Annotated in this window: 24 protein-coding genes, 1 tRNA gene and 1 rRNA gene (1 of these 26 running past the window's edge); 4 read left to right on the top strand and 22 right to left on the bottom strand. The window is 63.4% G+C overall.

What is annotated here, in order from left to right; all coding sequences use genetic code 11:
- The 9 genes from M0639_RS02695 to cspE form a co-directional block, all read right to left on the bottom strand.
- Window positions 1–95 (bottom strand): 16S ribosomal RNA (locus M0639_RS02695); it reaches 1,423 nt to the left of the window's first position.
- A 516-nt stretch (window positions 96–611) separates the two neighbouring features.
- Entirely contained in the window at window positions 612–809 is a 198-nt protein-coding gene (locus tag M0639_RS02690; RefSeq protein ID WP_003946112.1) for a hypothetical protein, read from the bottom strand.
- A gap of 152 nt (window positions 810–961) precedes the next feature.
- Complete coding sequence (locus M0639_RS02685) at window positions 962–1,384, bottom strand: DUF2752 domain-containing protein (RefSeq protein WP_007732476.1); 423 nt, start codon at window positions 1,382–1,384, stop codon at window positions 962–964.
- A gap of 30 nt (window positions 1,385–1,414) precedes the next feature.
- The gene (locus M0639_RS02680; RefSeq protein ID WP_064073511.1) at window positions 1,415–1,984 is read right to left on the bottom strand and encodes an RDD family protein; all 570 of its coding nucleotides are present in this window, start codon (window positions 1,982–1,984) and stop codon (window positions 1,415–1,417) included.
- A 121-nt stretch (window positions 1,985–2,105) separates the two neighbouring features.
- A tRNA-Thr gene (locus M0639_RS02675) sits at window positions 2,106–2,178 on the bottom strand.
- Window positions 2,179–2,208: 30 nt separating this feature from the next.
- Window positions 2,209–3,438 carry a DNA polymerase III subunit delta' gene (locus M0639_RS02670; RefSeq protein ID WP_064073512.1) on the bottom strand — a complete coding sequence of 410 codons (1,230 nt, stop codon included), beginning with the start codon at window positions 3,436–3,438 and terminating at the stop codon, window positions 2,209–2,211.
- Between the two features lie 33 nt (window positions 3,439–3,471).
- A complete protein-coding gene (gene topA, locus M0639_RS02665) occupies window positions 3,472–6,408 on the bottom strand; it encodes a type I DNA topoisomerase (RefSeq protein WP_003946104.1) in 2,937 nt (978 codons plus the stop codon).
- Between the two features lie 192 nt (window positions 6,409–6,600).
- Window positions 6,601–7,185, bottom strand: a complete 585-nt coding sequence (locus M0639_RS02660) for a hypothetical protein (RefSeq protein WP_003946106.1) — start codon at window positions 7,183–7,185, stop codon at window positions 6,601–6,603.
- Window positions 7,186–7,370: 185 nt separating this feature from the next.
- Window positions 7,371–7,574, bottom strand: coding sequence for a transcription antiterminator/RNA stability regulator CspE (gene cspE / locus M0639_RS02655; protein WP_003946117.1), 204 nt, complete (start codon window positions 7,572–7,574; stop codon window positions 7,371–7,373).
- A gap of 454 nt (window positions 7,575–8,028) precedes the next feature.
- Between cspE and M0639_RS02650 the strand changes: the two genes are divergently transcribed.
- On the top strand, window positions 8,029–10,317 hold the full coding sequence (locus M0639_RS02650) for a DEAD/DEAH box helicase (protein ID WP_064073513.1): 2,289 nt from the start codon (window positions 8,029–8,031) through the stop codon (window positions 10,315–10,317).
- Here M0639_RS02650 and M0639_RS02645 read toward each other — a convergent pair.
- From M0639_RS02645 to ssd, 7 genes are all read right to left on the bottom strand, one after another.
- Window positions 10,310–10,660 (bottom strand): Rv3654c family TadE-like protein, encoded by a 351-nt coding sequence (locus M0639_RS02645; RefSeq protein WP_064073514.1) that lies wholly within the window; start codon window positions 10,658–10,660, stop codon window positions 10,310–10,312. The two genes, M0639_RS02650 and M0639_RS02645, sit on opposite strands and share 8 nt — an antisense overlap.
- Window positions 10,657–11,016 (bottom strand): TadE family type IV pilus minor pilin, encoded by a 360-nt coding sequence (locus M0639_RS02640; protein WP_042446722.1) that lies wholly within the window; start codon window positions 11,014–11,016, stop codon window positions 10,657–10,659. Before M0639_RS02640 ends, M0639_RS02645 begins: the two co-directional genes overlap by 4 nt.
- Window positions 11,016–11,219 (bottom strand): DUF4244 domain-containing protein, encoded by a 204-nt coding sequence (locus tag M0639_RS02635; protein ID WP_042446719.1) that lies wholly within the window; start codon window positions 11,217–11,219, stop codon window positions 11,016–11,018. The genes M0639_RS02640 and M0639_RS02635 overlap by 1 nt, the downstream gene beginning before the upstream one ends.
- Window positions 11,220–11,284: 65 nt before the next feature.
- Entirely contained in the window at window positions 11,285–11,869 is a 585-nt protein-coding gene (locus M0639_RS02630; RefSeq protein WP_007732447.1) for a type II secretion system F family protein, read from the bottom strand.
- A complete protein-coding gene (locus tag M0639_RS02625; protein WP_064073515.1) occupies window positions 11,866–12,654 on the bottom strand; it encodes a type II secretion system F family protein in 789 nt (262 codons plus the stop codon). Before M0639_RS02625 ends, M0639_RS02630 begins: the two co-directional genes overlap by 4 nt.
- Entirely contained in the window at window positions 12,651–13,832 is a 1,182-nt protein-coding gene (locus M0639_RS02620) for a TadA family conjugal transfer-associated ATPase (RefSeq protein ID WP_064073516.1), read from the bottom strand. Before M0639_RS02620 ends, M0639_RS02625 begins: the two co-directional genes overlap by 4 nt.
- Entirely contained in the window at window positions 13,829–14,923 is a 1,095-nt protein-coding gene (gene ssd, locus M0639_RS02615; protein ID WP_064073517.1) for a septum site-determining protein Ssd, read from the bottom strand. Before ssd ends, M0639_RS02620 begins: the two co-directional genes overlap by 4 nt.
- Before the next feature lie 312 nt (window positions 14,924–15,235).
- On the opposite strand from ssd, the gene M0639_RS02610 reads away from it, so the two are divergent.
- Window positions 15,236–16,054, top strand: coding sequence for an HAD-IB family hydrolase (locus M0639_RS02610; protein ID WP_003946123.1), 819 nt, complete (start codon window positions 15,236–15,238; stop codon window positions 16,052–16,054).
- A 391-nt stretch (window positions 16,055–16,445) separates the two neighbouring features.
- On the opposite strand, the gene M0639_RS02605 is transcribed toward M0639_RS02610, so the two are convergent.
- The 5 genes from M0639_RS02605 to M0639_RS02585 all read right to left on the bottom strand — a co-directional run bounded on the left by M0639_RS02605 (window position 16,446) and on the right by M0639_RS02585 (window position 22,599).
- Window positions 16,446–17,195, bottom strand: a complete 750-nt coding sequence (locus M0639_RS02605; protein ID WP_020905979.1) for a Fic family protein — start codon at window positions 17,193–17,195, stop codon at window positions 16,446–16,448.
- A 56-nt stretch (window positions 17,196–17,251) separates the two neighbouring features.
- Entirely contained in the window at window positions 17,252–18,976 is a 1,725-nt protein-coding gene (locus M0639_RS02600; RefSeq protein WP_156524991.1) for a dipeptide ABC transporter ATP-binding protein, read from the bottom strand.
- A 5-nt stretch (window positions 18,977–18,981) separates the two neighbouring features.
- Window positions 18,982–19,938 (bottom strand): ABC transporter permease, encoded by a 957-nt coding sequence (locus M0639_RS02595; RefSeq protein ID WP_019746638.1) that lies wholly within the window; start codon window positions 19,936–19,938, stop codon window positions 18,982–18,984.
- A complete protein-coding gene (locus M0639_RS02590) occupies window positions 19,931–20,857 on the bottom strand; it encodes an ABC transporter permease (protein WP_019746637.1) in 927 nt (308 codons plus the stop codon). Before M0639_RS02590 ends, M0639_RS02595 begins: the two co-directional genes overlap by 8 nt.
- Window positions 20,858–20,982: 125 nt before the next feature.
- Window positions 20,983–22,599, bottom strand: a complete 1,617-nt coding sequence (locus M0639_RS02585; RefSeq protein WP_007732431.1) for a peptide ABC transporter substrate-binding protein — start codon at window positions 22,597–22,599, stop codon at window positions 20,983–20,985.
- Between the two features lie 364 nt (window positions 22,600–22,963).
- On the opposite strand from M0639_RS02585, the gene acs reads away from it, so the two are divergent.
- Entirely contained in the window at window positions 22,964–24,895 is a 1,932-nt protein-coding gene (gene acs, locus M0639_RS02580) for an acetate--CoA ligase (RefSeq protein ID WP_042446700.1), read from the top strand.
- A gap of 37 nt (window positions 24,896–24,932) precedes the next feature.
- On the opposite strand, the gene M0639_RS02575 is transcribed toward acs, so the two are convergent.
- Window positions 24,933–25,358 carry a MarR family transcriptional regulator gene (locus M0639_RS02575; protein WP_042446697.1) on the bottom strand — a complete coding sequence of 142 codons (426 nt, stop codon included), beginning with the start codon at window positions 25,356–25,358 and terminating at the stop codon, window positions 24,933–24,935.
- 107 nt (window positions 25,359–25,465) lie between these two features.
- Here M0639_RS02575 and M0639_RS02570 point away from each other — a divergent pair, with 107 nt between their 5' ends.
- Complete coding sequence (locus M0639_RS02570; protein WP_064073519.1) at window positions 25,466–26,545, top strand: substrate-binding domain-containing protein; 1,080 nt, start codon at window positions 25,466–25,468, stop codon at window positions 26,543–26,545.
- Window positions 26,546–26,597 lie beyond the last annotated feature (52 nt).

Here is a 26,597-nt window from a genome sequence, read left to right as displayed (position 1 = left end):
CCGCTCGTGTACCCCGAAAGGCCTTACCGCTCGACTTGCATGTGTTAAGCACGCCGCCAGCGTTCGTCCTGAGCCAGGATCAAACTCTCCGTTGAAGACTCTAGATATCACCAACCCGAAGGCCGGCTAATCAGTCATAGACAAAAAGAGTCAAATCACTAGCAAAAAAACTCAACTAGCAAAAAATGTGTCGGCAACCATTCAGACGGAAGAATGAACAATCACCGACGAAAAATACTCACACCACACACAAACCAACCAAACCCCAAGAGGCGGTTGATCATTCGCGGATGTGAAGTACCAAAAAAAATTTGGCACTGACATTCATCGACACACTGTTGAGTTCTCAAAGAACACGCACACACCATCACCACGACCCTATGGCCGCCGCTCCGGGGCAACTTTTCCAGCCTACCCCAACCTGGCCACCGGCGCAAACCGGAACCCCGTGAAGAAAAACTGGATTGTGTTCGCCAGGCACTTCGTACAACCTCGTGTCACTCACCCTCGCAGGTGGGAGTCGGTGTCCGTGTCGCTCTGACCTGGACAAAGTTACGCGAAGATCAACACAACACCAAATCGCCAGGTCAGAGCACTGCGGTCGGTTAACTTCACGGAACCCAGTACCTCTCGGCCAGTTCTTCGACGATCGGATCGCCTTCCTCGGCCTGTTCCAACGCTTCGAGATCGTCGTTGATCGACACCAACCGCGGATCGTCACCCTCAGCTTCCTGAATCGGGTGCCGACCGTCCTCGGCGAGTTGCCTCAGCAACTTTTCCTTGACGCGGGCTTTCAACGAATCAGCCATACCGCCAGCATGTGCCGCGCGGGCCCAGTTGTCGAGGCCTACTCGTCGTCCTTCTTGCCGAAGACACGTCGTGCCGTCGGAATCAAGATGATCAGCGCGCCGAGCAGAACGATGAGCGAAAAAACCTGCAGTGCCATGTCGACCTCTTACCGTCACGCCGGCGCGAGCCAGCTCCCCCACGGGGTGTTTCGAACAACCGTAAATGCAACGAGAACTCCGAGCACCACGATCGTCACAGTCGGCCGAAGCACGATCATGCGATCCCGCGTGCCTTTCCAACGGCGCACTGTCCAACCGATCCACGCGATCACCAACACCGCGATAAACGGCACGATCAAGGCATTGCTGGACACTGCGGCGCCAATATCCAGATTAGTCAGGTCATTGACCGCACGAAGGCCACCACACGCCGGGCACCACAATCCCGTCAACGCGTACATCGGACAAACGCCGTAACTACCCGCGCTGTGGGGATCACGGAAGTGGAGTACCGCGGCGGCCGTCACGGCCACTGCAGCAACACCGACGGGTGCGGCCAGCGAGCGTCGTCGACTTGTGACCGCTTCCAACTCCATGGCACCCACTGTAAGAGACCCCGGCAGCGACTAGCGGGCGCGAACGACGACCGACCGGACCACCATGTCGTGCCAGCACTGGTGCTTCGAGTCCCAGAGCGGCCAGAGATAGTTGAGGAAGCATGCCCCACCCAGGATCGCCATCATGATCCAACGAAGCAGCGCCATAACCGGGCCGAGCGGTACACCGTCGGACTCCCGAATCACCGAAATTCCCAGCCACTTCTTGCCGAGCGTCTGTCCGGTGTTCCCTTGTCTGAAGACGAGGTTCCATACCTCGATCAAGAAGATCGCCAGTATGCCGACGACCAGGACGATCACGCCGACCGGATTGCCGCCTTCAGCGCTCACGCTGCCGTCGTCGTATGTGGTCACTTCGGATCCGGAGAACGCGATCACTGCTCCGATGCCCGCGAGGATGACGCCGGGGAGCGGAACGACAAAGCCGTCGAGGATTGACGCGAACACCCGCGAGATCCAGCTTGCGTACGGATAAGCGGGCGTCGGCGGCTGATAACCCTGCGGCGGCATCGGCGGCATCTGCCCGTACGGCGGCTGATTCTGCGATGGTTGGCCTGGTCCCCAGTTCTGATCCGACATCGAGGTCTCCCCTGTTCAGGCACGTGTTCGCCGAACTCAGGATAAACCGCACATACGCAAGAATTGGGAACTAACGACAAGAGCCCCACATCCGGATTTCCGGGTGTGGGGCTCTTGGCTGAGCTGCCTGAGAGAATCGAACTCTCGACCTTTTCATTACGAGTGAAATGCTCTACCGACTGAGCTAAGGCAGCGTGCCTTTCGGCGGTGGCGAGTCTATCTGGTCAACCCCCGGATCGCGAAAACGGGGGTCGGAAAGCGGCTCCGATGGAGGCAACCATCGCATCGAGCGCCCACTGCAACTTGACGTTGAAGTCGACGGCCTCGCGGCATTCGAGCACCGCTTCGATGCATTTGAGCAACCCCTCCGGGGACGTTCGTGCAGCCAACTCGGCGGCCTGCCGAGCCATGTCGGGATGGGTCGCCGTCGACGTCGACCCCAGCGAATAGGAAAGCGCGTCCCGGTACATGCCGGCCAGGTCGATCAGCGTCCGGTCGAGAAGATCGCGGCGGGCCCGGGTGTCGCGCGATTTCTGACGCGCTTCGAGGTCCTTGATCAGACCAGCCGATCCGCGCAGAGTCCCGGCTGTTCCCTTGCCGGTTCCACCACCACCCAAGGAAACCTTGAGCTCCACGAGCTCCTGTTCCTTGAGTTCGGCGTAGAACGCCTTGGTGTCAGCCTCGATCGACTTCACCAAGTTCTCTGCGGCCTTGTACGCCGTCGAAGCCCCGATCGCGTCGGCGGCTAGTCGAAGCGAACGCTGACGCTCGTCGCGCGCGCTCTCGTCGGTGGCGAGACGCCGAGCCCGGCCGACATGTCCGCCGCTGATCGATGCGGCGATTCTCGCCCGTTCCGGATCCAGCCCGTCGCGGTCGATCAGTACCTGGGCGATCGATTCGACGGACGGCGTCACCAACGGCATGTGCCTACACCGCGATCGGAGGGTGACAGACATGTCTTCCGGATCGGTCGTCGGCGCGCAGAGCAGGATGACCGTGCGGTCCGGCGGCTCCTCGACAACCTTCAGGAGGGCGTTGGCTGCGCCTTCGGTCAAACGATCGGCATCCTCGACCACGATGACCTGCCACCGCCCCGTCGTCGGCCGACGCGAAGCGATGTTGACTATCTCGCGCATACCTTTGACGCTGATGCTCAGGCCGTCGGGGATGATCCGTCGTACGTCACCGTGGGTTCCACCCATCGTCGTCGTACACGCATGACACTCACCGCACCCTGGTGCACCGTCGGAGGTGCACTGCAGGGCAGCGGCGAAGCAGAGAGCAGCCACCGAACGACCTGAGCCGGGTGGCCCGGTGAAGAGCCACGCGTGGGTCATCTCCGAGCCGCTGGAATCGCCACGAGCCGACAGTGCAGCATCACGCAGGCTCTGCTCGACGTCGTGCTGACCCACCAGCCGACCGAACACACCTCGTTCGGCCACTTCAGTACTCATGCAAAAACCCTAACCGTCGGCACCGACGAAGCCTTACGAGTCCTTCTTCGCCGGAGCCTTCTTGGCGGCGGCCTTCTTTGCCGGGGCCTTCTTTGCGGCTGTTTTCTTGGCAGCGGCCTTCTTTGCCGGAGCCTTCTTGGCCGCTGCCTTCTTCTTGACCGGGCCGCGCGCACGACGATCAGCCAGCAACTCCGATGCACGAGCATCGGAAATGGATTCGACGTCGTCGTCCTTACGAAGACTGGCGTTGGTCTCGCCGTCGGTGACGTACGGACCGAAACGGCCGTCCTTGATCACCATCGGCTTCTCGCTGACCGGATCGACGCCCAACTCACGCAGCGGAGGCGTTGCCGACGCCTGACGCCCACGACGCTTCGGCTCGGCGTAGATCTTGAGGGCCTCGTCGAGCGTGACGGTGAACATCTGCTCTTCGTTGGCGAGCGAGCGTGAGTCCGTGCCCTTCTTCAGGTACGGACCGTAACGGCCGTTCTGCGCGGTGATCTCTTCCTTCGATTCGGGGTCGACACCCACGACGCGCGGAAGCGACAGCAGACGCAGCGCATCTTCCAAGGTGATCGTCGCCAAGTCCATGGACTTGAGCAGCGATCCGGTCCGCGGCTTGGGGCCTGCGACCTTCTTGGCAGCCTTCTTCGCAGGCGCCTTCTTGGCCGCGGCCTTCTTCACCGCAGTCTTGGTGCTGCCCGAGCTGATTTCTTCCGGCTCGGGAGCGGTGACGGGAACGATGTCCGGTTCCGGCTCGGCCGGCGGTTCGGGCAGGATCTCGGTCACGTAGGGACCGAAGCGGCCTTCCTTCGCGACGATCTCGTGGCCCGTCAGTGGGTCGACGCCCAGCTTGCGGCCCTCTTGAGGCGTCGAGAACAACTTCTCGGCGTACTCGGGAGTGAGCTCGTCCGGTGGCAGGTCATCGGGAAGATTTGCCCGCTGCGAGATCAGATCGCCTTCGGGATCGTCCGGGTTCTGAACCATGCGCTCGAGATACGGGCCGAACCGGCCGACGCGCACGTGAACTTCGCGACCCTCGGCGTCGTCGAAGAGACGGATGGAGTTGACCTCGCGAGCGTCGATCTCCTCGAGATTGACACCGACCATCTTCTTCAGCCCGCCCTCGCGGGCGACCGAACCTTCAGCGCCTGTCTCGCCGCCGAAGTAGAAGCTGCTCAGCCAGTTGCCACGCTGCTCACGGCCACCGGCGATCGCGTCGAGATCGTCTTCCATTCCTGCCGTGAAATCGAAGTCGACCAGCCGGCCGAAGTGCACCTCGAGCAGCCCGATGACGGCAAACGCCACCCAGGACGGAACCAGCGCGCTGCCACGTTTGTAGACGTATCCGCGATCGAGGATGGTCTTGATGATCGACGAGTAGGTCGAAGGACGGCCGATGCCGAGTTCTTCGAGCGTCTTGATCAGGCTGGCTTCTGTGTAGCGAGCGGGCGGGTTGGTGCTGTGCCCGTCCGGATCGAGCTTGGTGGCCGTGACTTCCTGACCCTTGACCAGCACCGGAAGCCTGGATTCGGCGTCGTCGGACTGACCGCCGGCCTCTTCGTCGACGCTCTCGACGTAAGCCTTGAGGAAGCCGGCGAACACGATGGTGCGACCCGAAGCGGAGAACGTGCAGTCCTCGCCGGTGCCTGCCGTGCCGGAGATGCGAAGCGTCAACGTCGTACCACGGGCGTCGGCCATCTGCGAAGCGACGGTCCGCTGCCAGATCAGTTCGTACAGCTTGAACTCGTCGGAATCGAGCTTGGAGTGCAGCTGACCCGGGGTCTGGAACACGTCGCCGGCGGGGCGGATCGCCTCGTGGGCTTCCTGCGCGTTCTTGACCTTGCGGGTGTACTGACGCGGCGTCGGATGGACGTACTCCGGACCGTACAACTCGGTGGCCTGCGCACGAGCGGCAGCGATCGCCGACTCCGAGAGAGTCGTCGAGTCGGTACGCATGTAGGTGATGTAGCCGTTTTCGTACAGACGCTGTGCGATGCGCATTGCACGCTCGGACGTGAAACGAAGTTTGCGTCCGGCTTCCTGCTGGAGCGTCGACGTCATGAACGGCGGGTAAGGCTTGCGGGTGTACGGCTTGTCCTCGGCGGAGGAAACCGTGAGGTCGACGCCCTGCAACGCTTCCGCGAGACGACGCGCGTACGCCTCGTCGAGCACGGTGACCGCGCTGCCCTTGAGCTTTCCGTCAGCTCCGAAATCGCGACCGGAGGCGACACGCGAACCGTCGACGGAGACCAGGCGCGCACCGAAACTACGCGGGCTGGCCTCTGCACCGGCGTCGAGCGTCGCGGAAATATCCCAGTACGACGCCGACTTGAACGCCATCCGCTCGCGTTCACGCTGGACGATGACGCGAGTGGCCACCGACTGGACGCGGCCGGCCGAGAGCTTCGGCATGACCTTCTTCCAGAGAACCGGGCTGACCTCGTAACCGTAGAGACGGTCGAGGATGCGGCGGGTTTCCTGAGCATCGACGAGGTCGGTGTCGAGTTCGCGGGTGTCTTCGGCGGCAGCACGGATTGCCGGCTCGGTGATCTCGTGGAAGACCATTCGACGAACCGGAATCTTGGGCTTGAGAGTCTCGAGGAGATGCCAGGCGATTGCCTCGCCCTCGCGGTCGGGGTCAGTTGCGAGGAAGAGCTCGTCGGCGTCCTTCAACAGAGACTTGAGTTCGGCGACCTTGCCCTTCTTTTCCGGGCTCACGACATAGAGCGGCTCGAAGTCGTGATCGACGTTGACGCCGAGACGGGCCCACGACTCGCCCTTGTACTTGGCCGGAACGTCCGCTGCGCCGCGCGGGAGGTCGCGAATGTGACCGACCGATGCCTCGACGACGTAGTCCTTACCGAGGTAGGGAGCGATTTTGCGCGCCTTGGTCGGTGACTCGACGATCACGAGGCGACGAGGGTTACCGGACGCTCCCTGACCGCTGCCGTTGTCCGCTTTAGCCACCTGCTGCCCGAGCCTTCCTTTGGACGTTCACTGCCGTCGGCAGATCTTCAGAACTAGACGTGTGGAGCAAGTTATACCCCGTGTCTCTCTTTACAGAGTGACATACCCGCAAGACATTCGTGCAGATCAGTACAGTATGGGCTCCGTCCGACACGCGGCATCAGCACCGTTGGACACGCGGCATCAGCACTGTCAGACGTGTGGCCAGGCGACCGAGGTGTCGACGTGTTTCGGCGCCTCACCGAGGTATTCGACGAGCTTTGTCAGTCTCTTCTTTCCCGACACACGGAGCCCCGGACCCGGTGTCCGGTTACCCAGTTGAGTCGGCGCGATACCAACCCTCATCAAGGCCTGAGCCAGCGGTGCGTGTGTCTCCTTCGCATGGGGGTCGAGGCCGAACACGAATCGTTCACCGCCTTCTTCGAGTCGGCCGGCGGCGACGGCCCACACTCGGAGTTGGCGAGAATTAGGAACCCACCCGACCGGCACCGCCTTCACTGCTCCCTTGGTCCATTGCACGGACAGCGGAAGGAGTGCGGGCGTCGACTGAGTTCGGACGAGTGGGCTGCCTTCTTCGCTACGCGTCACCTCGGCCCCGAGTCCGCACTGCGCGATCAACTCGGCAACGGCCTGTGCTCTCCAGTCCCGATCCACGACGATCGAGATCCGCGCGCGATCCTCCGAGGTCACGACCTGCCCCGGTCCGGCCAGCATTCCGGCAAGGTCCGTCACGGCAGGTGGAATCGACTCGGCAGAGAAAAAGGACAGTTGGCTCACAGAGTGAAACGTAAGCCACGAAGGTATCGACGGCATAGACGACCGGCCGTGGCCGAACAGCTGCGTGCATTCACCTCGGACAGGGAAAGTACTAACTCAGCCCGAAAAGATTTGTCCCCCACCGCACGGATGCGATGGGGGACAAATACTGTCCGAACTATTCGCTCAGCAAGTGAGCGGAAAAATCAGACCGCGCGAACGCCGGTAGCCTGGGGACCCTTGGTGCCCTGGCCGACCTCGAACTCCACACGCTGGTTCTCCTCGAGGGTACGGAAGCCGTTGCCCTGAATTTCGGAGTAGTGAACGAAGACGTCTGCGGAACCGTCTTCGGGAGCGATGAAGCCGAAGCCCTTTTCAGCGTTGAACCACTTCACAGTGCCCTGTGCCATGCTTTTCCTTCTCTTTCTAACACCGGATTCGGTGAACAGCCCTTACAGTCCACCGGGCCGGTTCCGACCGCTGTACGTCTTTATTTCCCCCTCAGGAAAGGCAGAGCACCGCGCCCGCAACAACGATCCTGCGAGCGTGCACTTTCTCAAGCCTACGAACACAGAAGCTGCGACCGATTGTCAGTCAACCATGTTCTCCGCGTGCACAACAGTCGAAAAGGGAACTAAAAACGTTAAAAGTTCGCTACGAGAAAAACAGCCCACGATCGTGGTTTCCCGCGCGCGCCGAGCACCCGGTTCCACCAAGACCGCCGACCGTTGCGTATCATCAAAACTGCAGGTAGCGACAGTTTCCGATTGCCGCCACACCCCAACGCCGAGCCCGGAGAGTCACGTGAACGCACCTTCCCCGACTCCCGCCCCGGGAGGGAAGCCTGGCGAGACCTACGGGCAGATGCTGCTCGATCGGGTCGTCGCCGGGGTCAGTGGAAGCGAAAAACCACTGATGTTCACCGCGCAGTTACCTGCTCGCGTAGCCGAGTTCACCGAATGGCCGGAGTGGGTGCACCCCAGCGTCGTACGTGCGCTCGCCGAACACAGCGTGCGGTCCCCGTGGATCCACCAGAGTGAGGCCGCCGACCTCGCTTACGCGGGAAAACACGTGGTCGTGGCCACCGGTACGGCGTCGGGTAAGTCACTGGCGTACCAACTCCCGGTGCTGACGGCCATGGCGACCGATCCGCTCGCAACTGCCCTGTACCTCTCCCCCACCAAAGCGCTGGGCTCGGATCAACTGCGAGCAGTGCTGTCCCTCACCGACTTCGACGTCGAACTTCGCAGCACGAACGCCAGTGCGTACGACGGCGACACTTCGCAGGAACTCCGCACTTGGGCACGTGAGAACTCACGCTGGCTCTTCACCAACCCCGACATGATCCACATTTCTCTGCTCAGAACCCATCAGCGATGGGCACACTTCTTCCGCAACCTGAAATACGTGATCATCGACGAATGCCACTCCTACAGGGGAGTCTTCGGATCCAACGTCGCGCTCGTGATCCGGCGACTACGCAGAATTGCAGCCCGTTACGGCGCCGAACCCACCTTCATCCTGGCGAGTGCGACCACAGCAGATCCCGGCGCAGCGGCATCGCGGCTGATAGGCGCACACTGCACCGAGGTCACGAAAGACGGATCGCCGCACGGCCCACGCACCGTCGCCCTGTGGGAACCACCGCTACTGGAGGCATTGACCGGCGAAAACGGTAGCCCGGTACGACGTCCCGCGGGCGCGGAAGCCGCGCGGATCATGGCCGACCTCATGATCGAAGGCGCCCGCACTCTCACCTTCGTCCGCTCCCGCCGCGGCGCCGAGCTGACCGCGATGGCCACCAAACGTCTACTCGCCGAGGTGGACCCGGACCTCGCCGAGCGAGTCGCGTCGTATCGCGCCGGATATCTGGCCGAGGACCGTCGCGAACTGGAAGCTGCGCTCGCCGACGGCACGCTGCTGGGCGCAGCCACCACCAACGCGCTGGAGCTCGGCGTCGACATCGCAGGCCTCGACGCCGTTGTCGTGGCAGGCTTCCCGGGGACCGTTGCCTCGTTCTGGCAGCAGGCCGGTCGCTCCGGGCGACGCGGCGAGGGTTCACTCGTCGTGTTGATCGCCCGCGACGATCCACTCGACACCTACCTCGTTCACCATCCGTCAGCGGTACTCGACAAACCCGTCGAGGCGACGGTGACAGATCCCGGAAATCCGTACGTCCTGGGACCACAACTTCTCTGCGCTGCAATGGAACTCCCACTTTCCGATGCCGAGGTGGACGCGTTCGGGGCTCTCGAGGTTCTGACGAGACTGTCCGAGGAAGGCAAGATCCGGCGCCGAAAGCACGGATGGTTCGTCACCGCCGATTCGAACCCCCACGGCTCTTTGGACATTCGCGGCGGCATCGGAACTCAGGTGGCCATTGTCGACGGTGAATCCGGCCGGATGCTGGGCACTGTCGACGCGGGCCGCGCTCCGGCCACAGTTCATCCCGGCGCCGTGCACATCCATCAAGGCGAGACCTACGTCGTCGACGAACTGGACCTCGACGTCGGACTCGCACTGGTGCACACCGAGAATCCGGACTGGACCACCTCGGCTCGCGAGACCACCGAAATCACGATCACCGAACAACTCGAGCACAAGAACTACGGCGACATCGCCGTCGCTCTCGTCCAGGTCGAGGTGACACATCAAGTCGTCGGGTACCTACGACGGTTGACTTCGGGTGAAGTCCTCGACTCGATCGAACTCGACATGCCCGCACACACTTTGCCCACCAGGGCAGTGATGTACACGGTCACGCCGGAAGTCCTCGAATCAATCGGGGTCCCGCCCGAACGGTTCCCCGGATCACTGCATGCCGCCGAACATGCCGCAATCGGCCTGCTGCCACTGGTGGCGATCTGCGACCGCGGAGACATCGGCGGAGTGTCCACCGCGATGCACGCGGACACCGGACTCCCGACCGTCTTCGTCTACGACGGTCATGCCGGCGGCGCCGGGTTCGCCGACCGAGGGCACAGCGAACTGTCCCGATGGCTCACCGCGACGCGCGACGCCATACTGTCCTGCGAGTGCGCTCACGGTTGCCCGTCCTGCGTCTATTCACCCAAGTGCGGCAACGGAAACGACCCACTCGACAAAGACGGCGCGGTCAAGGTTCTGACCGCCGTGATCGACACGATCAGCTGACCGGACCCGCACGCGCGTAAGCCTGCGCATCCCCGATCCCGAAGCCCGACAACAACACCGGTGCGCGTATCTCGACCAATACATCCCACCCCTGCACCTCGCACTCCGCGAGCACCGTACGCATCCGCTCCGCGATCACCGCGGACATCTCACACGCCGACTCGTCGCCGCCGTCCAAGGCGCCCGCACCGCCGAGAGCCGAAAGATCAGCGGCCGACTGAGCCGTGTGCCGAGCCACCACTGCGGAACCGACATGCAGCATCCCACCGGTCACCATCACGATCGCTGCCAGAACGCAGCACGCCAGAACCGTGGCAACACCTTCGTCGTCACGTAGGTTCACCCCTCCTCCACTCCCGACTCCACTGCTGCCACCGCCTCGGAAGAAATGTCGACCAACGGCAGCAACGCACTCTCGGCGCTGACAACGGCCACCGCAAAGCCGTCCACGATCTCCACCGAGATCGACGCATCTTCGGGTGCGATCCGGCGGGCCGTGGTGACCGCAGACTCACGATCACCACGTGCCACCAACCGCGCGGCCTCACGAGCGGCGTCGACACACCGAACCTGCATCGACACCGCCAGGACTCCGCCGATACACAGCACGACCACCGTGACGATCGAAGCCAGAGCAATCGCGGCCTCCACCGTCACGGCGCCGTCGTCGGCTTGCCGAATACCTCTCGTGGACAACATCACACAGCTGTCTTGAGCGCCTTGTCAATGATGCCTGTCAGCGCCGAGACAATGGAGTCGCCAGTGACAACCGTGTACAGGACGGCACCGAATGCGGCAGCCGCAATCGTGCCGATCGCATACTCCGCGGTGGACATGCCGTCGTCCTCCGTTACCAAAAGCGCAAATCTGGCCGACACCGTCCTCAACGTCTTCGAAATCATTTCTCCCCCTTCAATCGAAACCTGCGGCAGCACCTCTGCCGCAGGAGCTTTCACTCGGATCCGGCTCACAGCAGGCCGTTACCGAGCACAGTCGTGGCAAGCCCGATCACCACCGGGACGATGCCCAAGGCGATGAACGCCGGCAGGAAACACAGCCCGAGTGGACCGCTGATCAGCACTCCCGCGCGTTCGGCTGCGGCAGCAGCAAGATCCTCGGCGTCACCTCGACTGCGCTCGGCGAGTTCGGCCATGGACGAGGACAGCGACGAACCCGAACGGGCGGAACGCCGAGCCATTCTGGCGAGCGCCTCGGTATCGGGATCGAGAGCGGCTTCGCTCCACGCGGCGTCCGGATCGGCACCGAGCGCCAGAAGGTCGGCGACGCGACGAAGCGAGTCGGCCATCGGTTTCGGTGCCGTCGACGCCATCGCTGTGATCGCGGCGGAGACGGGAAGCCCCGCTCGTAGGCAGGCCCCGAGAAGGTCGAGACTTGCGGCAACTGCGAGTGGATCCGGCTTGTCCGGGACTGGAACCGAATCTTCTGTTGTTGTGTCCGCGAAGAGAATTTCTGCCGCCCTGGCCGAAGCACCGCGACGAGCGGGAATGATCGCGAACGCCAACGCCATCATCGCCACGGATGCCCAACTCACGACGTGACCTTCGCAGTTATCCGGTCGGTCCAGAGCAGACCAGCTGAGACACAAGCGGTTCCGATCACCAGGAGCACGCCGCCGAGCCCACCTCCGAACAGCACGCGCAGCGGCGAAGCACCCGTCAATTGCCCGAGACCGATCCCCAACAGCGGGAGAAAGGCCAACACCGCAGCGGTCGCCCGAGCGCCCGCCAACCCGGCCTCGGTACGCTGACGAAAGCGTCTACGTCCCAACATGTCCGTCCGGACGGCGCCGAGCAGTTCCGCCAGTGCCAGCCCGTGTTGGTCGGCGACCCGCCAGACGGATCCGATGCGGGAGAACTCACGCTCGATGCACGAATCCGGTACCGCGAAGGCCGCTGCGGCAGAACCACCGAGACGCGCCCTGGCCCCAGCGGAACGGAATACCGCACTCACTTCTCCGGTACATTCCTCGCCTGCAACAGAACTGGCCGCTGCAGGATGCGCGCCGACGCTCAGCTCGGCGATCAGCACCTCCAGACCGGAGAGCAGCATCTTCTGTGAGAGATCCCGGGTTTCGGCTGCATTCGCGCGTCGGCCACGGAGGATCAGGGTCCCGGCGAGGACGACAGCCGCACACCCTGCCGGAAGACCTCCGAGGATCCACGCGGCCGAAATCGCGAGAAATGCGGCAACGAACTGCCACGGAATCTGCCGGGAGGGCTTGCGGACGCTCGGGGTGTAGGTAGCGAGCCGAGCACGTGAATCCCGCACCGGCGCAATCGAGACCGCCAGTGCGAAGGCCAAGAGGGAAACTGTCACGTCCCGACCTCCCGATTGCGAAGCCGGAACATCCGCTCGAGCCGCTCACGACCCGAACCGCCGTCCGGCCACGCCTGCATGATTTGTACGTACCCGTCCGCACCGCGGTCGATGACACCGATCTGTTCGAGACGCCTCGATCCGTCAGCCAATCTGTGCACGTGCAGGATCACTTGAACCGCCGCGGCAAGTTGACTGTGCAACGCGTGGCGATCCATACCGCCGAGCGCCGCCAACGCCTCGAGTCTGGCCGGCACCTCTTCGGGCGAATTGGCGTGAACGGTGCCGGCGCCGCCGTCGTGGCCGGTGTTCATCGCCGTGAGCAGATCAGTCACCTCTGCGCCGCGGACCTCACCGACGACGATGCGATCGGGACGCATTCGTAGTGCCTGCCGAACCAGATCGCGCACCGTCACCTCTCCGACGCCCTCGACGTTGGGAGCTCTGGCGACGAGGCGGACGACGTGTGGATGCGGCGGCGCCAGTTCGGCCGCGTCCTCGACACAGACGATTCGCTCGCGCGGGTCGACCGCGCCGAGCATGGCGGACAACAACGTGGTCTTTCCCGCACCGGTCCCGCCGATCACCAGAAAAGCCAAGCGACAAGAAATGATGCGATTGAGGAGCTCCCGCGCGTCCGGTTCCACGGCGCCGTGGGCGGACAGCGCGTCGAGACCCTGGGTCGCGGGCCGCAACACTCGCAGTGACACGCAGGTTCCACCCTGGGCCACGGGTGCGAGTACGGCATGAAGTCGTACCCCGAAGTGCCCGTCGCCGACGCCCCGCAGGCGGCCGTCGACCCACGGTTGGGCGTCGTCGAGGCGTCGACCTGCCGACAGTGCCAACCGCTGCGCCAATCGACGCACAGCTGCCTCGTCGGTGAACCGCACCCCTGACCTTTCGAGGCCGACCCCGCGGTCCACCCAGACCTGATCCGGCGCGGTCACCAGTACGTCGGCGACCCCGGGTTCGTGCAGCAGAGGTTCGAGCGGCCCCGCGCCTGTCAGTTCCGTCTGGAGCACCCTGACGACCTCCAACAGATCCGTGTCCGCCAGAACGCCCGAGGACTCGGCTCGCACGGCATCGGCAACGGTGGCCGCCGTCGGCTCGCCGACCGACGACGCCGTCAATCGCTCGCGAACTCGGTCGAGCAGTTCGGCCGTGACCAACGCACTCATGCCGCAGCCCTGCGCGGGCGTGCGCCGGATTCGACGGCGTCGAGTGCCGCTGTTGCCGCCACACTCAACGGACAACCGCGGGTCAATTCGAGGCCACCACGCTCGAGCATCGGCGCCAGCGATCGGTGGCCGCGCATCACGGCCGTCAGGGGCAGGCCGAGCATGTCTGCCACATCGGTGCCGCGTAGGCCTCCCGGTGCCGGCCCACGCACGACGAGCCCGACGTTGGAGTTGTGTCGCACCACCCAGGCTCCGACCTTCTCGGCCGCGACGCATGCGGCCACGGTGGCCGGAACCACCACGAGCACCGAATCCGACATCTCCAACACGGCCTGACCTACCTCGCTGGGATGACGTGGCACGTCGCAGACCACGAGCCCGCCGGAACTGCGACCTGCGTCAAGCACGGCGCGAACGGCGGTCACTGTCGGACCGTCGATCTCCCGGCGACTGCTCGCCAGAACCCTCAGAAACTTTCCCTTCGCCGGCAGTGCATCGCGCAGCGCCTCCGGGGACAACCGCCCGCCCTCGACGGTCAGTGCACCCCAACGTAATCCGGGAGCAGTCTCGATACCCAACAGCACGTCGGCGCCGGAACCGAGTGCGTCGACGTCCACCAACAGCGTCGGGACGTGACGTGCCGCCGACGTCAACGCGACTGCCGCAGCAGTTGCCGAGGCTCCGCCGCCGCCACAACCACCCACCACGCTCACGACGGTGCCGTCACCACTGACGTCGACGTGGTCGGCCAGAACTGCGACCAGCGCGTTCTCTTCCTCGGGCAAGGACAGAACGCTGTCGGCTCCGATCGCGGTGGCGCTCTTCCAATCGTCGACGGTCGGTGTGCCGTCGCATACGAGGAACACTCGCGTTCGCTTGGGGGAACGAGCCAGAGCATCTCGCGCCGCCGACGCGTCCAGTACCACCGCCGAGGCCCGGTTCCACTGTTGCCGGGACACGGGATGTTCGGCCTCGTCCAGCCGGCGGTCCACCGCGGCAGCGACGCGTCGCACGCTCGCGAGGATTTTCGCGTCGTCGACGAGAACCAGAATGGGAGCCCCGGTTTCCTGAGAGCTGATCGTCGTGTTCATGACTGCAGAGCCTGAACGAGCACCGGCACCGAAAACAGTGGGCCGAACAACCCTGTGGACAACTGGGAGGTTGGGGAGAAACAGGCCTGAGACAGAGGACGACCCCCGCCAATGGGGGGAGGAGGCGGGGGCCGTCTGAGTTCAGCCCCGGGGGGTCGGGCTGAACTAGTTCGAACGAATCGAACAGCAACGATCTTACACCCGCCATCGGCGAGAAATGCAAGCCTGAGCTGCACTGAACTGCTGTTTTTCGCCGAAAGAGGACGCTTGCCGAAGAGCACACGAACCGCCTGTCGGACTATCCTCAATCCTGTGACCGACAAGCCTGCGAACGGACTGAATACCGGGCGGACAGCCGCTTTCTTCGATTTGGACAAAACGATCATCGCGAAGTCGAGCACCCTGGCGTTCAGCAAGCCATTCTTCGCACAGGGTCTGATCAATCGACGCTCGGTTCTCAAGAGCAGCTATGCGCAATTCCTGTTTCTACTGTCCGGCGCCGATCACGATCAGATGGAGCGCATGCGCGAGCATCTGACGGCGATGTGTGCGGGCTGGGACGTGGAACAGGTGAAGGCCGTCGTCGCGGAGACTCTGCACGACATCGTCGATCCACTCGTCTTCGCCGAGGCGGCCGATCTGATCGCAGATCACAAGCTGCGTGGACACGACGTCATCGTCGTGTCTGCTTCGGGTGAAGAGATCGTCGCACCGATCGCCCGCGCCCTCGGCGCCACCCATTCCGTCGCGACGTCGATGAGGGAGGAAGACGGCCACTACACCGGCGAGGTGGACTTCTACTGCTACGGCCCCGGCAAGGTCGAAGCCATGGAAAAACTCGCCGCGGAGTACGGTTACGACCTCGCCGCCAGTTACGCCTACTCCGACTCGGTGACGGATTTACCCATGCTCGAGGCTGTCGGACATCCGACCGCAGTCAACCCCGATCGAGCGTTGCGCAAGGAAGCGGCCGTAAACGGTTGGCCCATACTGACTTTCTCGAATCCGGTCTCACTTCGTGCCCGATTGTCGGCCCAGTCCACGACCACGGTGGCCACTACCGCTGCGGTGGGAATCGCAGCTCTGGTGGCCGGCGCCATGACCTTCGGGCTACTGCGCCGGAAACGCTGAAATCCAAGGCCCACAAACAAAAATTGGTACTTGCTGTGAGCCCGGACACAGGGTACAAAGGAGTTACGGAAGAACGGAAGGCCAGGAACGGCTCGGAAGAGAAGGACCGTTTCCCCAACCGAAATTCCTAGCACGGGCACTAGGGCACCCACGCGGAGCACAAGCCACTATAAGGGCAGAAGCGTTGTGGGCCTGCGAGATTCGTTCAATTTGAGCGAGGACCCCGCACAGGTTGCGGGGACGACCTCAGAAAGTGCGATCCCTCGCCGAGGCCACCCACACAACCCACCGAGCACGCTTGGTAACGAGTAGTCCGTGCTGACGGGCGGCGAAGTCGATTTATCGGCAGCGCCGCCCGTTCGTTATGTTCCGGCAGGGGCAATTTGCCGGACTATCCGGTAGCGGCGTCGGCAATCGAAGTCGCCTCTCGCGCACCGGCTTCGAGAGCACCACAGCACAGAATCACCCAGCTGCCGACGCCCGCCGGATTTCCCGAAGCGAATCCTGCCGCGCCGTCCGTGTACGCCTGTGGCCGCCGAAGCCAACTGACCTCGGGGACCCCGAGATTGTGCGGATCCAGCCCCGACGAGACCGCAACCAGACGCGAGGCCGCGCGGGCGACGATGCCGTCAGCGGTGCCGAACGGGCTCAGCGCCAAGAGTTCTCCGTGTACGACGGCCGCCAGAACAGGTGCCGGTGCACTGGTTCCGCCAGTAACGAGTTGGGCGAGAGCGTCCAACCGCTCCCCCACTCCGCGATCCGACCGTGGCCGCCCCAGTTGATCTGCGTCCTCGACGAGATCCGCCGCGGCCAACAGGTGCAGCCGGGCCAAAGCCTGAAGTGGGGCTCGCTTCCACGTCGACTCCATGAGCGGAAGGCTGTCGCCGTCGAGAGCCTGAGCCACGCGCAGAGCACCCGCGAGAATCGGATCACCGGCCATGCCCTCGGCCGGCAATTCGGTGGTGCCACCGGCCAGCGATGCAGAAGCGCGCGCAGCGCGAACCGCGGCTTCAGCGGCAGTGGTGGGCCAACCGCGACGGTTGGTCTTGTGCCGATGAACCTCACCCAGAGCATCGCGCGCATGATCGGCGGCGGCGCGTACGCCTGGAAGATCGACGAGGGGCTGCAAGGGGTCCGTCACGATCAACGACGGTACCCTTGCAGCCCCTCTGCGGACTTGCCTACCTACCTGTTGCGTCAGCTTCCCAGCTTGATGGACCCACCGGGAATCGCGTCGAGCAACTTGCGGGTGTAGTCCTGCTGCGGATTGCCGAACACGTCGTCGATCGGTGCCGATTCGCCGATCGAGCCACGCGACATCACCAACACGTTGTCCGCGATCTGACGAACCACGGCCAGGTCGTGCGTGATGAAGAGATACGTCAACCCGAACTCTGCCTGCAGGTCGTTCAGCAGGGTCAAGATCTGATCCTGCACGAGCACGTCGAGAGCGGAGACCGCCTCGTCGCAGATCACGACCTCCGGTTGCAAGGCCAGTGCTCGCGCGATCGCGACGCGCTGACGCTGTCCACCGGAGAGTTCGTTCGGGAACCGACGCATGACCGACTGCGGTAGACCCACCTTGTCGAGAAGTTCGCGGACGCGAGCCTCACGCTCGGCTTTGGTCCCGACCTTGTGGGTACGCAGCGGCTCCTCGATCGTGCGGTAGATCGAGTACATCGGGTCGAGTGTGCCGTAGGGGTTCTGGAAGATCGGCTGCACTCGTCGACGGAACGCAAATGTTTCCTTCGCACCGAGTTTCGCCACGTCCTGACCGTCGAAGACCACGTTGCCTGCAGTGGGCTCGAGCAGACCGAGGACCATCTGTGCGACCGTCGACTTACCGGAACCCGATTCGCCGACGATTGCAGTCGTGGTTCCGCGGCGGACCTTGAAGGACACGTCGTTCACGGCTGTGAAGTCGGTGGTCTTGCGGAAACCCTTGCGCAGCTTGAACACCTTGGTCAGATGATCGACGACAAGAACGTCGTCGGTCACCTTGCCGAAGGACTCTGCCGCACTTTCCTCGGCCTTGACCGCTTCGGCGACCTCTTCCGCCTGTTCGCGAATCTCGGCGCGCGCCACCGACGAGCTGAGCCGCTTCGACGCCAACGACGGCGCAGCCGCGACCAGCTTCTGCGTGTACGGATGCTGCGGGCGCTTCAGAATCTCCAGTGCCGGACCGGATTCGACGATACGACCCTTGCTCATCACGATCAGATGCTCGGCGCGCTCGGCGGCCAGGCCAAGATCGTGAGTGATGAGCAGAACGGCGGTGCCGAGTTCCGTAGTCAGACCGTCGAGGTGGTCGAGGATCTGACGCTGGACGGTGACGTCGAGCGCCGACGTCGGCTCGTCCGCGATCAGGAGCTTCGGACGAGCGGACAACCCGATCGCGATGAGTGCGCGCTGACGCATACCGCCCGAGAACTCGTGCGGGTACTGGCCCAACCGGCTCTCGGCTTCGGCGAGGCCGGCCTCCTCGAGCAGTTCGGCGGCCCGAACCTTGGCTGCCTTGCCCTTGGCAATTCCGTTGGCGGCCAGTGCTTCCTCGATCTGGAAGCCCACTTTCCACACGGGATTCAGATTCGACATCGGGTCCTGCGGAACCAAACCGATCTGGCTTCCCCGGATGTGGACGAAGTCCTTCTCCGAGACCTTCGAGATGTCCTTGCCGTCGAAGATGATCTCGCCTGCCGTCACCTTGCCGGTGCCGGGAAGCAGATTGATGATCGAGTGGGCGGTGGTGGACTTACCCGAACCCGATTCGCCGACGATCGCGACCGTCTGACCCGGGTAGACGGTCAGGCTGACGCCTCGAACTGCCGGAACCGGACCGGAATTGGACTGGAAAGACACCTCGAGATCACGAATCTCGAGCAACGGAGTTTCCTCCGAGGTGAGAGTTTCCTTGGTGGTCATCGTGCTCACCGCTTCCGCGACTTGGGATCGAGGGCGTCGCGCAGAGCGTCACCCATCATGATGAATCCGAGAACGGTGATCGCCAAAGCCGTTGCCGGGTAGAACAGAATGGTCGAACCCTGACGCAGCGTCACCTGAGCGTTGCTGATGTCGCCGCCCCACGAAACCTCGGTGGACGGAAGACCGATACCGAGGAAGGACAGCGTCGCCTCGGCAACGATGTACGTACCGAGCGAGATGGTGGCGACCACGATGATGGGCGCCAACGAGTTCGGGATGACGTGGCGGATCAGTGTCTTGAGCTTCGAGACACCCAACGCTTCCGAGGCCATGACGTAATCGTTGTTCTTCGCCGAGATCACCGCGCCTCGAGCGATTCTTGCCATCTGCGGCCAGCCGAAGAGCGCCAGCACGCCGACGACGGTCCAGATGGTGCGATCGGTGAACAGCTGCATCAGGACGATGGCAGCCAGGATCAGCGGGATGCCGAAGAAGATGTCGGCGACACGGGAGAGGATCGAATCGGTCCATCCGCCGTAGAAACCGGACAGCGCACCGAAGATCACGCCGATCACCAGCACCGACGCCGTGACGCCGACGCCCACGAGTACGGATGCGCGAGCACCGTAGATGGTGCGCGAGTACACGTCACAGCCCTGGCGGTCGAAACCGAACCAGTGCCCTGAGGTCGGCCCCTGCATGCTGTAGGTCAGGTCGCAGAACCGCGGATCGGTGCTCGTGAACAAGCTCGGAAACGCTGCGATGACGATGACCGCGAGGATGATGATCGTCGAGATGATGAACAGGGGGCGCTTGCGTAGGTCGCGCCACGCATCGGTCCACATGCTGGTCGGCGCCTGATCGAGTTTGACGGCGTCCGTCTCCCCCGGTGCCGCAACTTCGGGCGGTGCCACGAAATGACTTTGCCGGACTGCGCGTCCGGTCTTCACGGTCTCAGACATAGCGGATCCTCGGATCGAGCGCGGCGTACAAGAGGTCGACGAGCAGATTCGCGATCAGGTAGATCACGATCAGGATGGTGACGAACGAAACCACCGTCGGCGCTTCACCTCTGGTCACGGCCTGGTAGATCGTGCCGCCGACGCCGTTGATGTTGAAGATGCCCTCGGTGACGATGGCGCCGCCCATCAACGTTGCGAGGTCGGCACCCAGGAACGTGACCACGGGGATCAGCGAGTTGCGCAACACGTGCACGCGAACCACTCGTCCACGGGAAAGTCCCTTGGCGGTAGCGGTGCGGACGTAATCGGCAGTCAGATTCTCCGCCACGGACGTTCGGGTCAGTCGCAGTACGTACGCAAACGAGACCGAACCCAGAACCAGGGCAGGGAGCAGGAGATTGGTGAAGCTGGTGTTGCCACCGACCGTCGGCGGGACGATGCCCCATTTGACGCCGATGAAGAACTGAGCCAGGAAGCCGATCACGAAGATCGGGATGGCGATGAGAACGAGGCTGAACAGCAGGACGGTGCTGTCGAAGAATCCGCCCTTACGCAGGCCGGCGATGAGGCCGAAGCCGACACCGAAGACGGTCTCGACGATCAGTGCCATGAAGGCAAGTTTCATCGTGATCGGAAATGCCTGTGCCAGAACTTCACTGACAGGTCGTCCGGAGAACGACGTGCCGAAGTCCAGCGTGAAGATGCCCTTCAGGTACAGCAGGTACTGCTGATAGAAGGGGAGATCGAGGTGGTAGCGCTCCCGAAGCTGTGCTGCCACAGCCGGACTGAGCGCCTTGTCGCCAGCCAACGCGGCAATCGGATCACCGGGAAGCAGGAAGACCATGGCGTAGATCAGAAGAGTGGCCCCGAGAAAAACCGGGATCATTTGAAGCACTCGGCGACCGATGTACCAGAGCATCGGATCACCTCCTTGTCGATGATCGTGTACGTCAGCGGACAGTCCGGTGTGAACACGAGTTCGGGACGGCAGGCAGGGCGCCTGCCGCCCCGAACTCACGTTTCAGATGCGGATCGTTCTACGCGTCAGTTCTTTTCGATGTCTTCGTAGACCGGAACACCGTTCCAGCTGATGGTCACGTTGGAAACGTTCTCCGACCATCCACTGGCAGCGTTGCGGTACCACGTCGGAACTGCGGGCAGGTCCTTGAGCAGGACTTCCTGGGCCTGATCGAGCAGTTCCTGAGCCTTCGCCTGATCGGTCTGGCCGGCCGATTCGCGCAGGAGGCGGTCGAACTCGGGGTTGGAGTACTCACCGTCGTTGGAGCTGCCGCCGGTCTGGTAGTTCTGCGCCAGGAAGCCGTACTGCTGCGGGTAGTCGCCCTGCCAACCGGAGCGGAAAGAGCTCTGGATGGTGCGGTCGGTGGCTTCGGTGCGGATCTGAGCGAAGGTGGCGTACTGCTTGCCCTTTGCGTCGATACCGAGGGTGTTGCGGATGCTGTTCGCCGTGGCATCGACCCATTCCTGGTGTCCGCCGTCGGAGTTGTAGGCGATCTCGAAGCTGCCGGACCACGGTGCGATGGCGTCGGCCTTGGCCCAAGCAGCCTTGGCCGCCTCGGGATCGAACTTCACGTTGCTGTTACCGGTCAGCGAGTCGTTCCAGCCCTTGATTGCGGGGCTGGTGAAGTCGAGTGCAGGCGTCCTGGTCTTGTTGAAGATCTGCTGGGTGATCTGATCGCGGTTGATCGCCATCGAGATCGCCTGACGGCGGAGCATGCCCTCTTCGCCGCTGAAGTGCGGCAGGCGACCCGGGATCGTGAACGTCTCGATGGTTGCCGACGGCTGGTTGACGGTGCGTCCGGGCAGGTCCGACTCGAAGGTCGTGACGGCGCTCGGCGGAACCTGGTCGAGAACGTCGACGTTGTTGGCCAGGAGATCGGTGTACGCCGTGTCGAGGCTGTTGTACATGATGAAGTCGACGCCGGCGTTCTTCGGCTTACGGTTGCCGTTGTAGTCCGGGTTCACGACGGTGTCGATGCGGACGTTGTGCTGCCACGCGCCGGTTCCGTCGAGCTTGTACGGGCCGTTGCCGATCGGGTTCTCACCGAAGGCGGTCATGTCCTTGAACGCGACCTCGGGCAGCGGGTAGTACGCCGTGAAGCCGAGGCGATCGGGGAACGCCGACTCGGGCTGCTTGAGTTCGATGGTGAAGGTGGAGTCGTCCACAACCTTCAGACCCGACATGGTCTGTGCCGTCGGAACCTCGGCGGCAACTTCGTCGTAGCCCTTGATCGGATCGAAGAACGATGCCTGAAGCTGAGCGTTGGTGGAGAGGGCGCCGTAGTTCCACGCGTCGACGAACGACTTCGCGGTGACGGGGGTGCCGTCCGTGAAGGTCCAACCGTCCTTGAGCTTGACGGTGAAGTTCTGACCGTCGGTGCTCTCGATGGACTCGGCAACCTCGTTCTCCGTACCGCCGTCTGCGGTGTACGAAACGAGACCGGAGAACAGCGAGTCGAGGACGCGGCCGCCCATGTTCTCACTCGTGTTCGTGGGGATCAACGGGTTCTGAGGCTCGCCCGCCCAGGCGTTGACGACGCCACTGGACGATCCGCCCGACGAATCGCCGGACGAACATGCCGTGATCAGCACTGCCGTCATTCCGAGCGCGACCGCGCCCGTCGCTATGCGTGAGATACGCAAAGGAATTCCTTCCACATCTAAGTGACCCCGAGCATGCTCGCGGCCTGCCGACAGCCGTAACTGCCGGCGTCGTGTCGCCTACAACTGAAAGTGAACGTGACTTCGAGTTGTGGTCGAATAATGGTTTGACAATAGACACATCCGACGCGGGGCGCGCATCGCACCCATTGTCCGCAATTCCGAGGGAAATCTGTCCGCGCCCATTCACTCGTCGGCGGAAGCGACCACCCGTCGCATCAATTCGACCGATCGTCGCAGGACAACGGGTTGCAACGTGATGCAACGGTGCGTTTACGCGAGCTTGTGACTACCCTCACACGGAGTCAGAAAAGTGTCGATCAAAGTGGAAAGAAGGCCGTCAGCCATGACAAGCGCAGCCGAAACAGACGTCCCCCAGGCATATCCGCCGAGCGCAGAGTTCGCTGCGGCCGCCAACGCGGGACCGGAGTTGCAGGCTGCCGCAGATACCGACCGCCTCGCTTTCTGGGCGAATCAGGCTGAGCGCCTTCACTGGCACGAGAAATGGACCGACGTCCTCGACTGGACCGACGCCCCCGTCGCCAAGTGGTTCGTCGGCGGAAAGCTCAACGTCGCCTACAACTGCGTCGACCGCCACGTCGTCGCCGGCAACGGCGACCGCATCGCCATCCACTTCGAAGGCGAACCAGGCGATTCCCGCGACCTGACCTACAACGACCTCCTCGCCGAAGTCAGCCGCGCCGCAAATACTTTCACCGACCTCGGCCTCGTCGCCGGTGACCGCGTAGCGATCTACATGCCGATGATCCCCGAAGCGATCGTCACCATGCTCGCCTGCGCCCGCCTCGGCCTGACCCACTCGGTCGTCTTCGCCGGATTCTCCGCCACCGCCCTACGCTCACGCATCGACGACGCCCAAGCCAAACTCGTGGTCACCGTCGACGGGCAGTGGCGACGCGGCGCAGCAGCACCCATCAAAACAGCGGTCGACGAATCCGTCGCCGGCGCCGAATCCGTCCAGAACGTGTTGGTGGTCAACCGGACCGGCATCGACGTCGACTGGACCGACGGCCGCGACCTGTGGTGGCACGAAACCGTCGCACAGGCCTCACCCGAGCACGAGGCGCAGGCCTTCGACGCCGAGCATCCCCTGTTCATTCTCTACACCTCCGGCACCACCGGAAAGCCCAAGGGCATCATCCACACCTCCGGCGGCTACCTCACCCAGGCCTCGTACACCCACCACAACGTCTTCGATCACAAAGCGGGACAAGACGTCTACTGGTGCACCGCCGACATCGGCTGGGTCACCGGACACTCCTACATCGTCTACGGACCCCTCTCGAACGGCGTCACCCAGGTCGTCTACGAAGGCACCCCCAACTCCCCGAACGAGCACCGCCACTTCGACATCATCGAGAAGTACGGCGTCTCCATCTACTACACCGCACCCACCCTCGTGCGCACGTTCATGAAGTGGGGCCGCGAGATCCCCGACGCCCACGACCTGTCCTCGATCCGCCTCCTCGGATCTGTGGGCGAGCCCATCAACCCCGAAGCGTGGCGCTGGTTCCGAGAGGTCATCGGCGGCAACAAAGCCCCCATCGTCGACACCTGGTGGCAGACCGAGACCGGCGCGATCATGATCTCCCCACTCCCCGGTATCACCGCCACCAAACCCGGATCCGCCATGGCACCACTGCCCGGCATCTCCGCGAAGATCGTCGACGACGACGCCAAGCCCCTCGGCCCCGGCGGCAACGGCTACCTCGTCCTCGACGAGCCGTGGCCGGCGATGCTCCGCGGCATCTGGGGCGACATGGACCGCTACCGCGACACCTACTGGTCCCGCTACGCCGAAGAAGGCTGGTACTTCGCCGGTGACGGCGCCAAGTACGACGACGACGGCGCACTCTGGGTCCTCGGCCGCGTCGACGACGTCATGAACGTCTCCGGTCACCGCATCTCCACCTCCGAAGTGGAATCAGCACTGGTGAACCATCACGGAGTCGCCGAAGCCGCCGTCGTCGGTGCCGCCGACGAGACCACCGGACAGGGCATCGTCGCGTTCGTCATCCTCCGTGAAGGCGTCGAGAACACCGGCGACGTCCTCATCGCCGAACTCAAGGCTCAGGTCTCCACCGACATCAGCCCCATCGCCAAACCGCGTCAGATCACGATCGTGCCGGAACTGCCGAAGACCCGATCCGGCAAGATCATGCGCCGCCTCCTGCGCGACGTCGCCGAAGGCCGCGACCTCGGAGACACCTCGACCCTGGTCGACCCCAAGGTATTCGACGCCATCCGCGGCAAGTAGGACCTTCGGCCCCTGTGCGCCTTTTTGGTAGTCCCCACTACCGGAAAGGCACACAGGGGCGAAGCCCCTCTCGCAACTTCACTTCCTCTTTCGACGTCAGCCAGGACTCCTCGGCTACGCGAATGTCTGCGGCAACCCGCTTGTGCAAGGACTTTCCGCGCGAGGAGAGAAACACGCGTACCTTCCGGCGATCGTCCTCACCGACCTCGCGGTAGATAAGCGCCAGCGAGACCAACTTGTCCGCAACTCGCGTCAGCGTCGGAGCCGGTGTTCCCGTTCGATCGCGCAGCTCAGCCATCGTCAGCCCCTCGGTCGACGCCAGGGCTTCGAGCGTCATCCAGTGATCAAGAGTGAGATTCTCTGCCGCCAGCGCCTTCTCCGCCGCTGCCGCGGCCATTCGAGCTGCTCGGACCAGCGCAGTCGTCAGCGACGCATCAAGAATTCCGGAGTCACTTTTTCCCACTGATCGCTCCCCCGCTGTTGCGCAGTTCACACTTCTCGGGCAATACTTTCAAATGAAATGATAGTAACCCAGGCCAGGCCGCTGACTCCCGATTCCGGCGGCGACGCATGAGCGCTACCGGCGCGCTGGAACGCGCGCGCAGCGCGGTGTGGCGCCTGGGCATGGTGCTTCCCCTTCAGGGGCCGGCCGGACTGTTCGGCCCCTCCTGCGAAGCAATCAGCGAATTGGCCGCCCGCGACCTCAACAACTCCGGTGGCGTACTGGGACGCGAAGTCCAGATCGAAGTGATCGACGGCGGCGCGACGCCGAGCGTCGTCGCCGCCCGCGTGGGACAACTACTCGACGCCGGCGACATCGACGCCGTCAGCGGTTGGCACATCTCCTCGGTCCGCCACGCACTCGCACCGGTGGTCGCAGGCCGTATTCCGTACTCGTACACCTCGCTCTACGAGGGCGGCGAGGTCAGGTCCGGCATCTACTGCTCGGGTGAGACACCACGTCAGCAGATCGCGCCGGCGCTGAAGTGGCTGCGCGACAACGTCGGAGCGCGTAAGTGGTTTGTCGTCGGGGACGACTACATCTGGCCGCACAGCTCTCTCGGAGCCGTGAGGCAATTCGCCACCGAACTCGATCTCAGCCTGGTCGGCGGTTCGTTTGTCGACCTCGGGCGCGGAAACATGAAGCAGTTGGTCGAGACCGTCTCGAACTCCGGTTGCGACGGCGTGATCATGCTCCTCGTCGGCCAGGACGCCGTCGATTTCAACCGCGCCTTCGCCCGCCGCGGCCTCGACGAGTCGATGATCCGGTTCAGCCCGTTGATGGAAGAGAACATGCTGCTCGCGAGCGGGCCGAGGGCAACCCGCAACCTGTTTGCCTCCGCCGCGTACTTCCGTTCGATGGTCGACGGCAACTCCATGGATCTTCTCGGGCGCTACGTTGCACTGCACGGCGCGCACGCTCCGGCGCTGAACAATGCCGCCGAATCGTGTTACGAAGGGATACATACCCTTTCGGCCCTGGTTCGACGCGCCGACAGCACACATCCGCGTGACCTGGACGCCGTCGTCGAGGGTGCCGCGTACGACGGGCCTCGCGGAACCGTCGAGTTTCGTGATCGTGTTGCACGGCAGAAGATTCAGCTCGCCGTCGCCGACGGACTCGACTTCTCGATCATCGCCACCCTCTGAAACCTTCCCCTGAGATCCACCTCTTGACTTCTGTGGCGCGCATCACTTAGTT

This window comes from Rhodococcus qingshengii JCM 15477, from assembly GCF_023221595.1.
GTDB lineage: Bacteria > Actinomycetota > Actinomycetes > Mycobacteriales > Mycobacteriaceae > Rhodococcus_F > Rhodococcus_F qingshengii.
Note: the sequence above shows the minus strand (reverse complement) of the source record. Positions and strands in the feature narration are given on the sequence as shown.

Excerpts from the sequence above, each read along its gene's own strand:
- M0639_RS02650 (WP_064073513.1), top strand. The coding sequence starts at position 8,029 with ATGCTGCTCGATCGGGTCGTCGCCGGGGTCAGTGGAAGCGAAAAACCA.
- M0639_RS02640 (WP_042446722.1), bottom strand. The coding sequence starts at position 11,016 with ATGTTGTCCACGAGAGGTATTCGGCAAGCCGACGACGGCGCCGTGACG.
- M0639_RS02570 (WP_064073519.1), top strand. The coding sequence starts at position 25,466 with ATGAGCGCTACCGGCGCGCTGGAACGCGCGCGCAGCGCGGTGTGGCGC.
- M0639_RS02685 (WP_007732476.1), bottom strand. The coding sequence starts at position 1,384 with ATGGAGTTGGAAGCGGTCACAAGTCGACGACGCTCGCTGGCCGCACCC.
- cspE (WP_003946117.1), bottom strand. The coding sequence starts at position 7,574 with ATGGCACAGGGCACTGTGAAGTGGTTCAACGCTGAAAAGGGCTTCGGC.
- M0639_RS02680 (WP_064073511.1), bottom strand. The coding sequence starts at position 1,984 with ATGTCGGATCAGAACTGGGGACCAGGCCAACCATCGCAGAATCAGCCG.
- M0639_RS02690 (WP_003946112.1), bottom strand. The coding sequence starts at position 809 with ATGGCTGATTCGTTGAAAGCCCGCGTCAAGGAAAAGTTGCTGAGGCAA.
- M0639_RS02620 (WP_064073516.1), bottom strand. The coding sequence starts at position 13,832 with ATGAGTGCGTTGGTCACGGCCGAACTGCTCGACCGAGTTCGCGAGCGA.
- M0639_RS02600 (WP_156524991.1), bottom strand. The coding sequence starts at position 18,976 with ATGACCACCAAGGAAACTCTCACCTCGGAGGAAACTCCGTTGCTCGAG.
- acs (WP_042446700.1), top strand. The coding sequence starts at position 22,964 with ATGACAAGCGCAGCCGAAACAGACGTCCCCCAGGCATATCCGCCGAGC.
- M0639_RS02670 (WP_064073512.1), bottom strand. The coding sequence starts at position 3,438 with ATGAGTACTGAAGTGGCCGAACGAGGTGTGTTCGGTCGGCTGGTGGGT.
- M0639_RS02635 (WP_042446719.1), bottom strand. The coding sequence starts at position 11,219 with ATGATTTCGAAGACGTTGAGGACGGTGTCGGCCAGATTTGCGCTTTTG.
- M0639_RS02595 (WP_019746638.1), bottom strand. The coding sequence starts at position 19,938 with ATGTCTGAGACCGTGAAGACCGGACGCGCAGTCCGGCAAAGTCATTTC.
- M0639_RS02590 (WP_019746637.1), bottom strand. The coding sequence starts at position 20,857 with ATGCTCTGGTACATCGGTCGCCGAGTGCTTCAAATGATCCCGGTTTTT.
- ssd (WP_064073517.1), bottom strand. The coding sequence starts at position 14,923 with ATGAACACGACGATCAGCTCTCAGGAAACCGGGGCTCCCATTCTGGTT.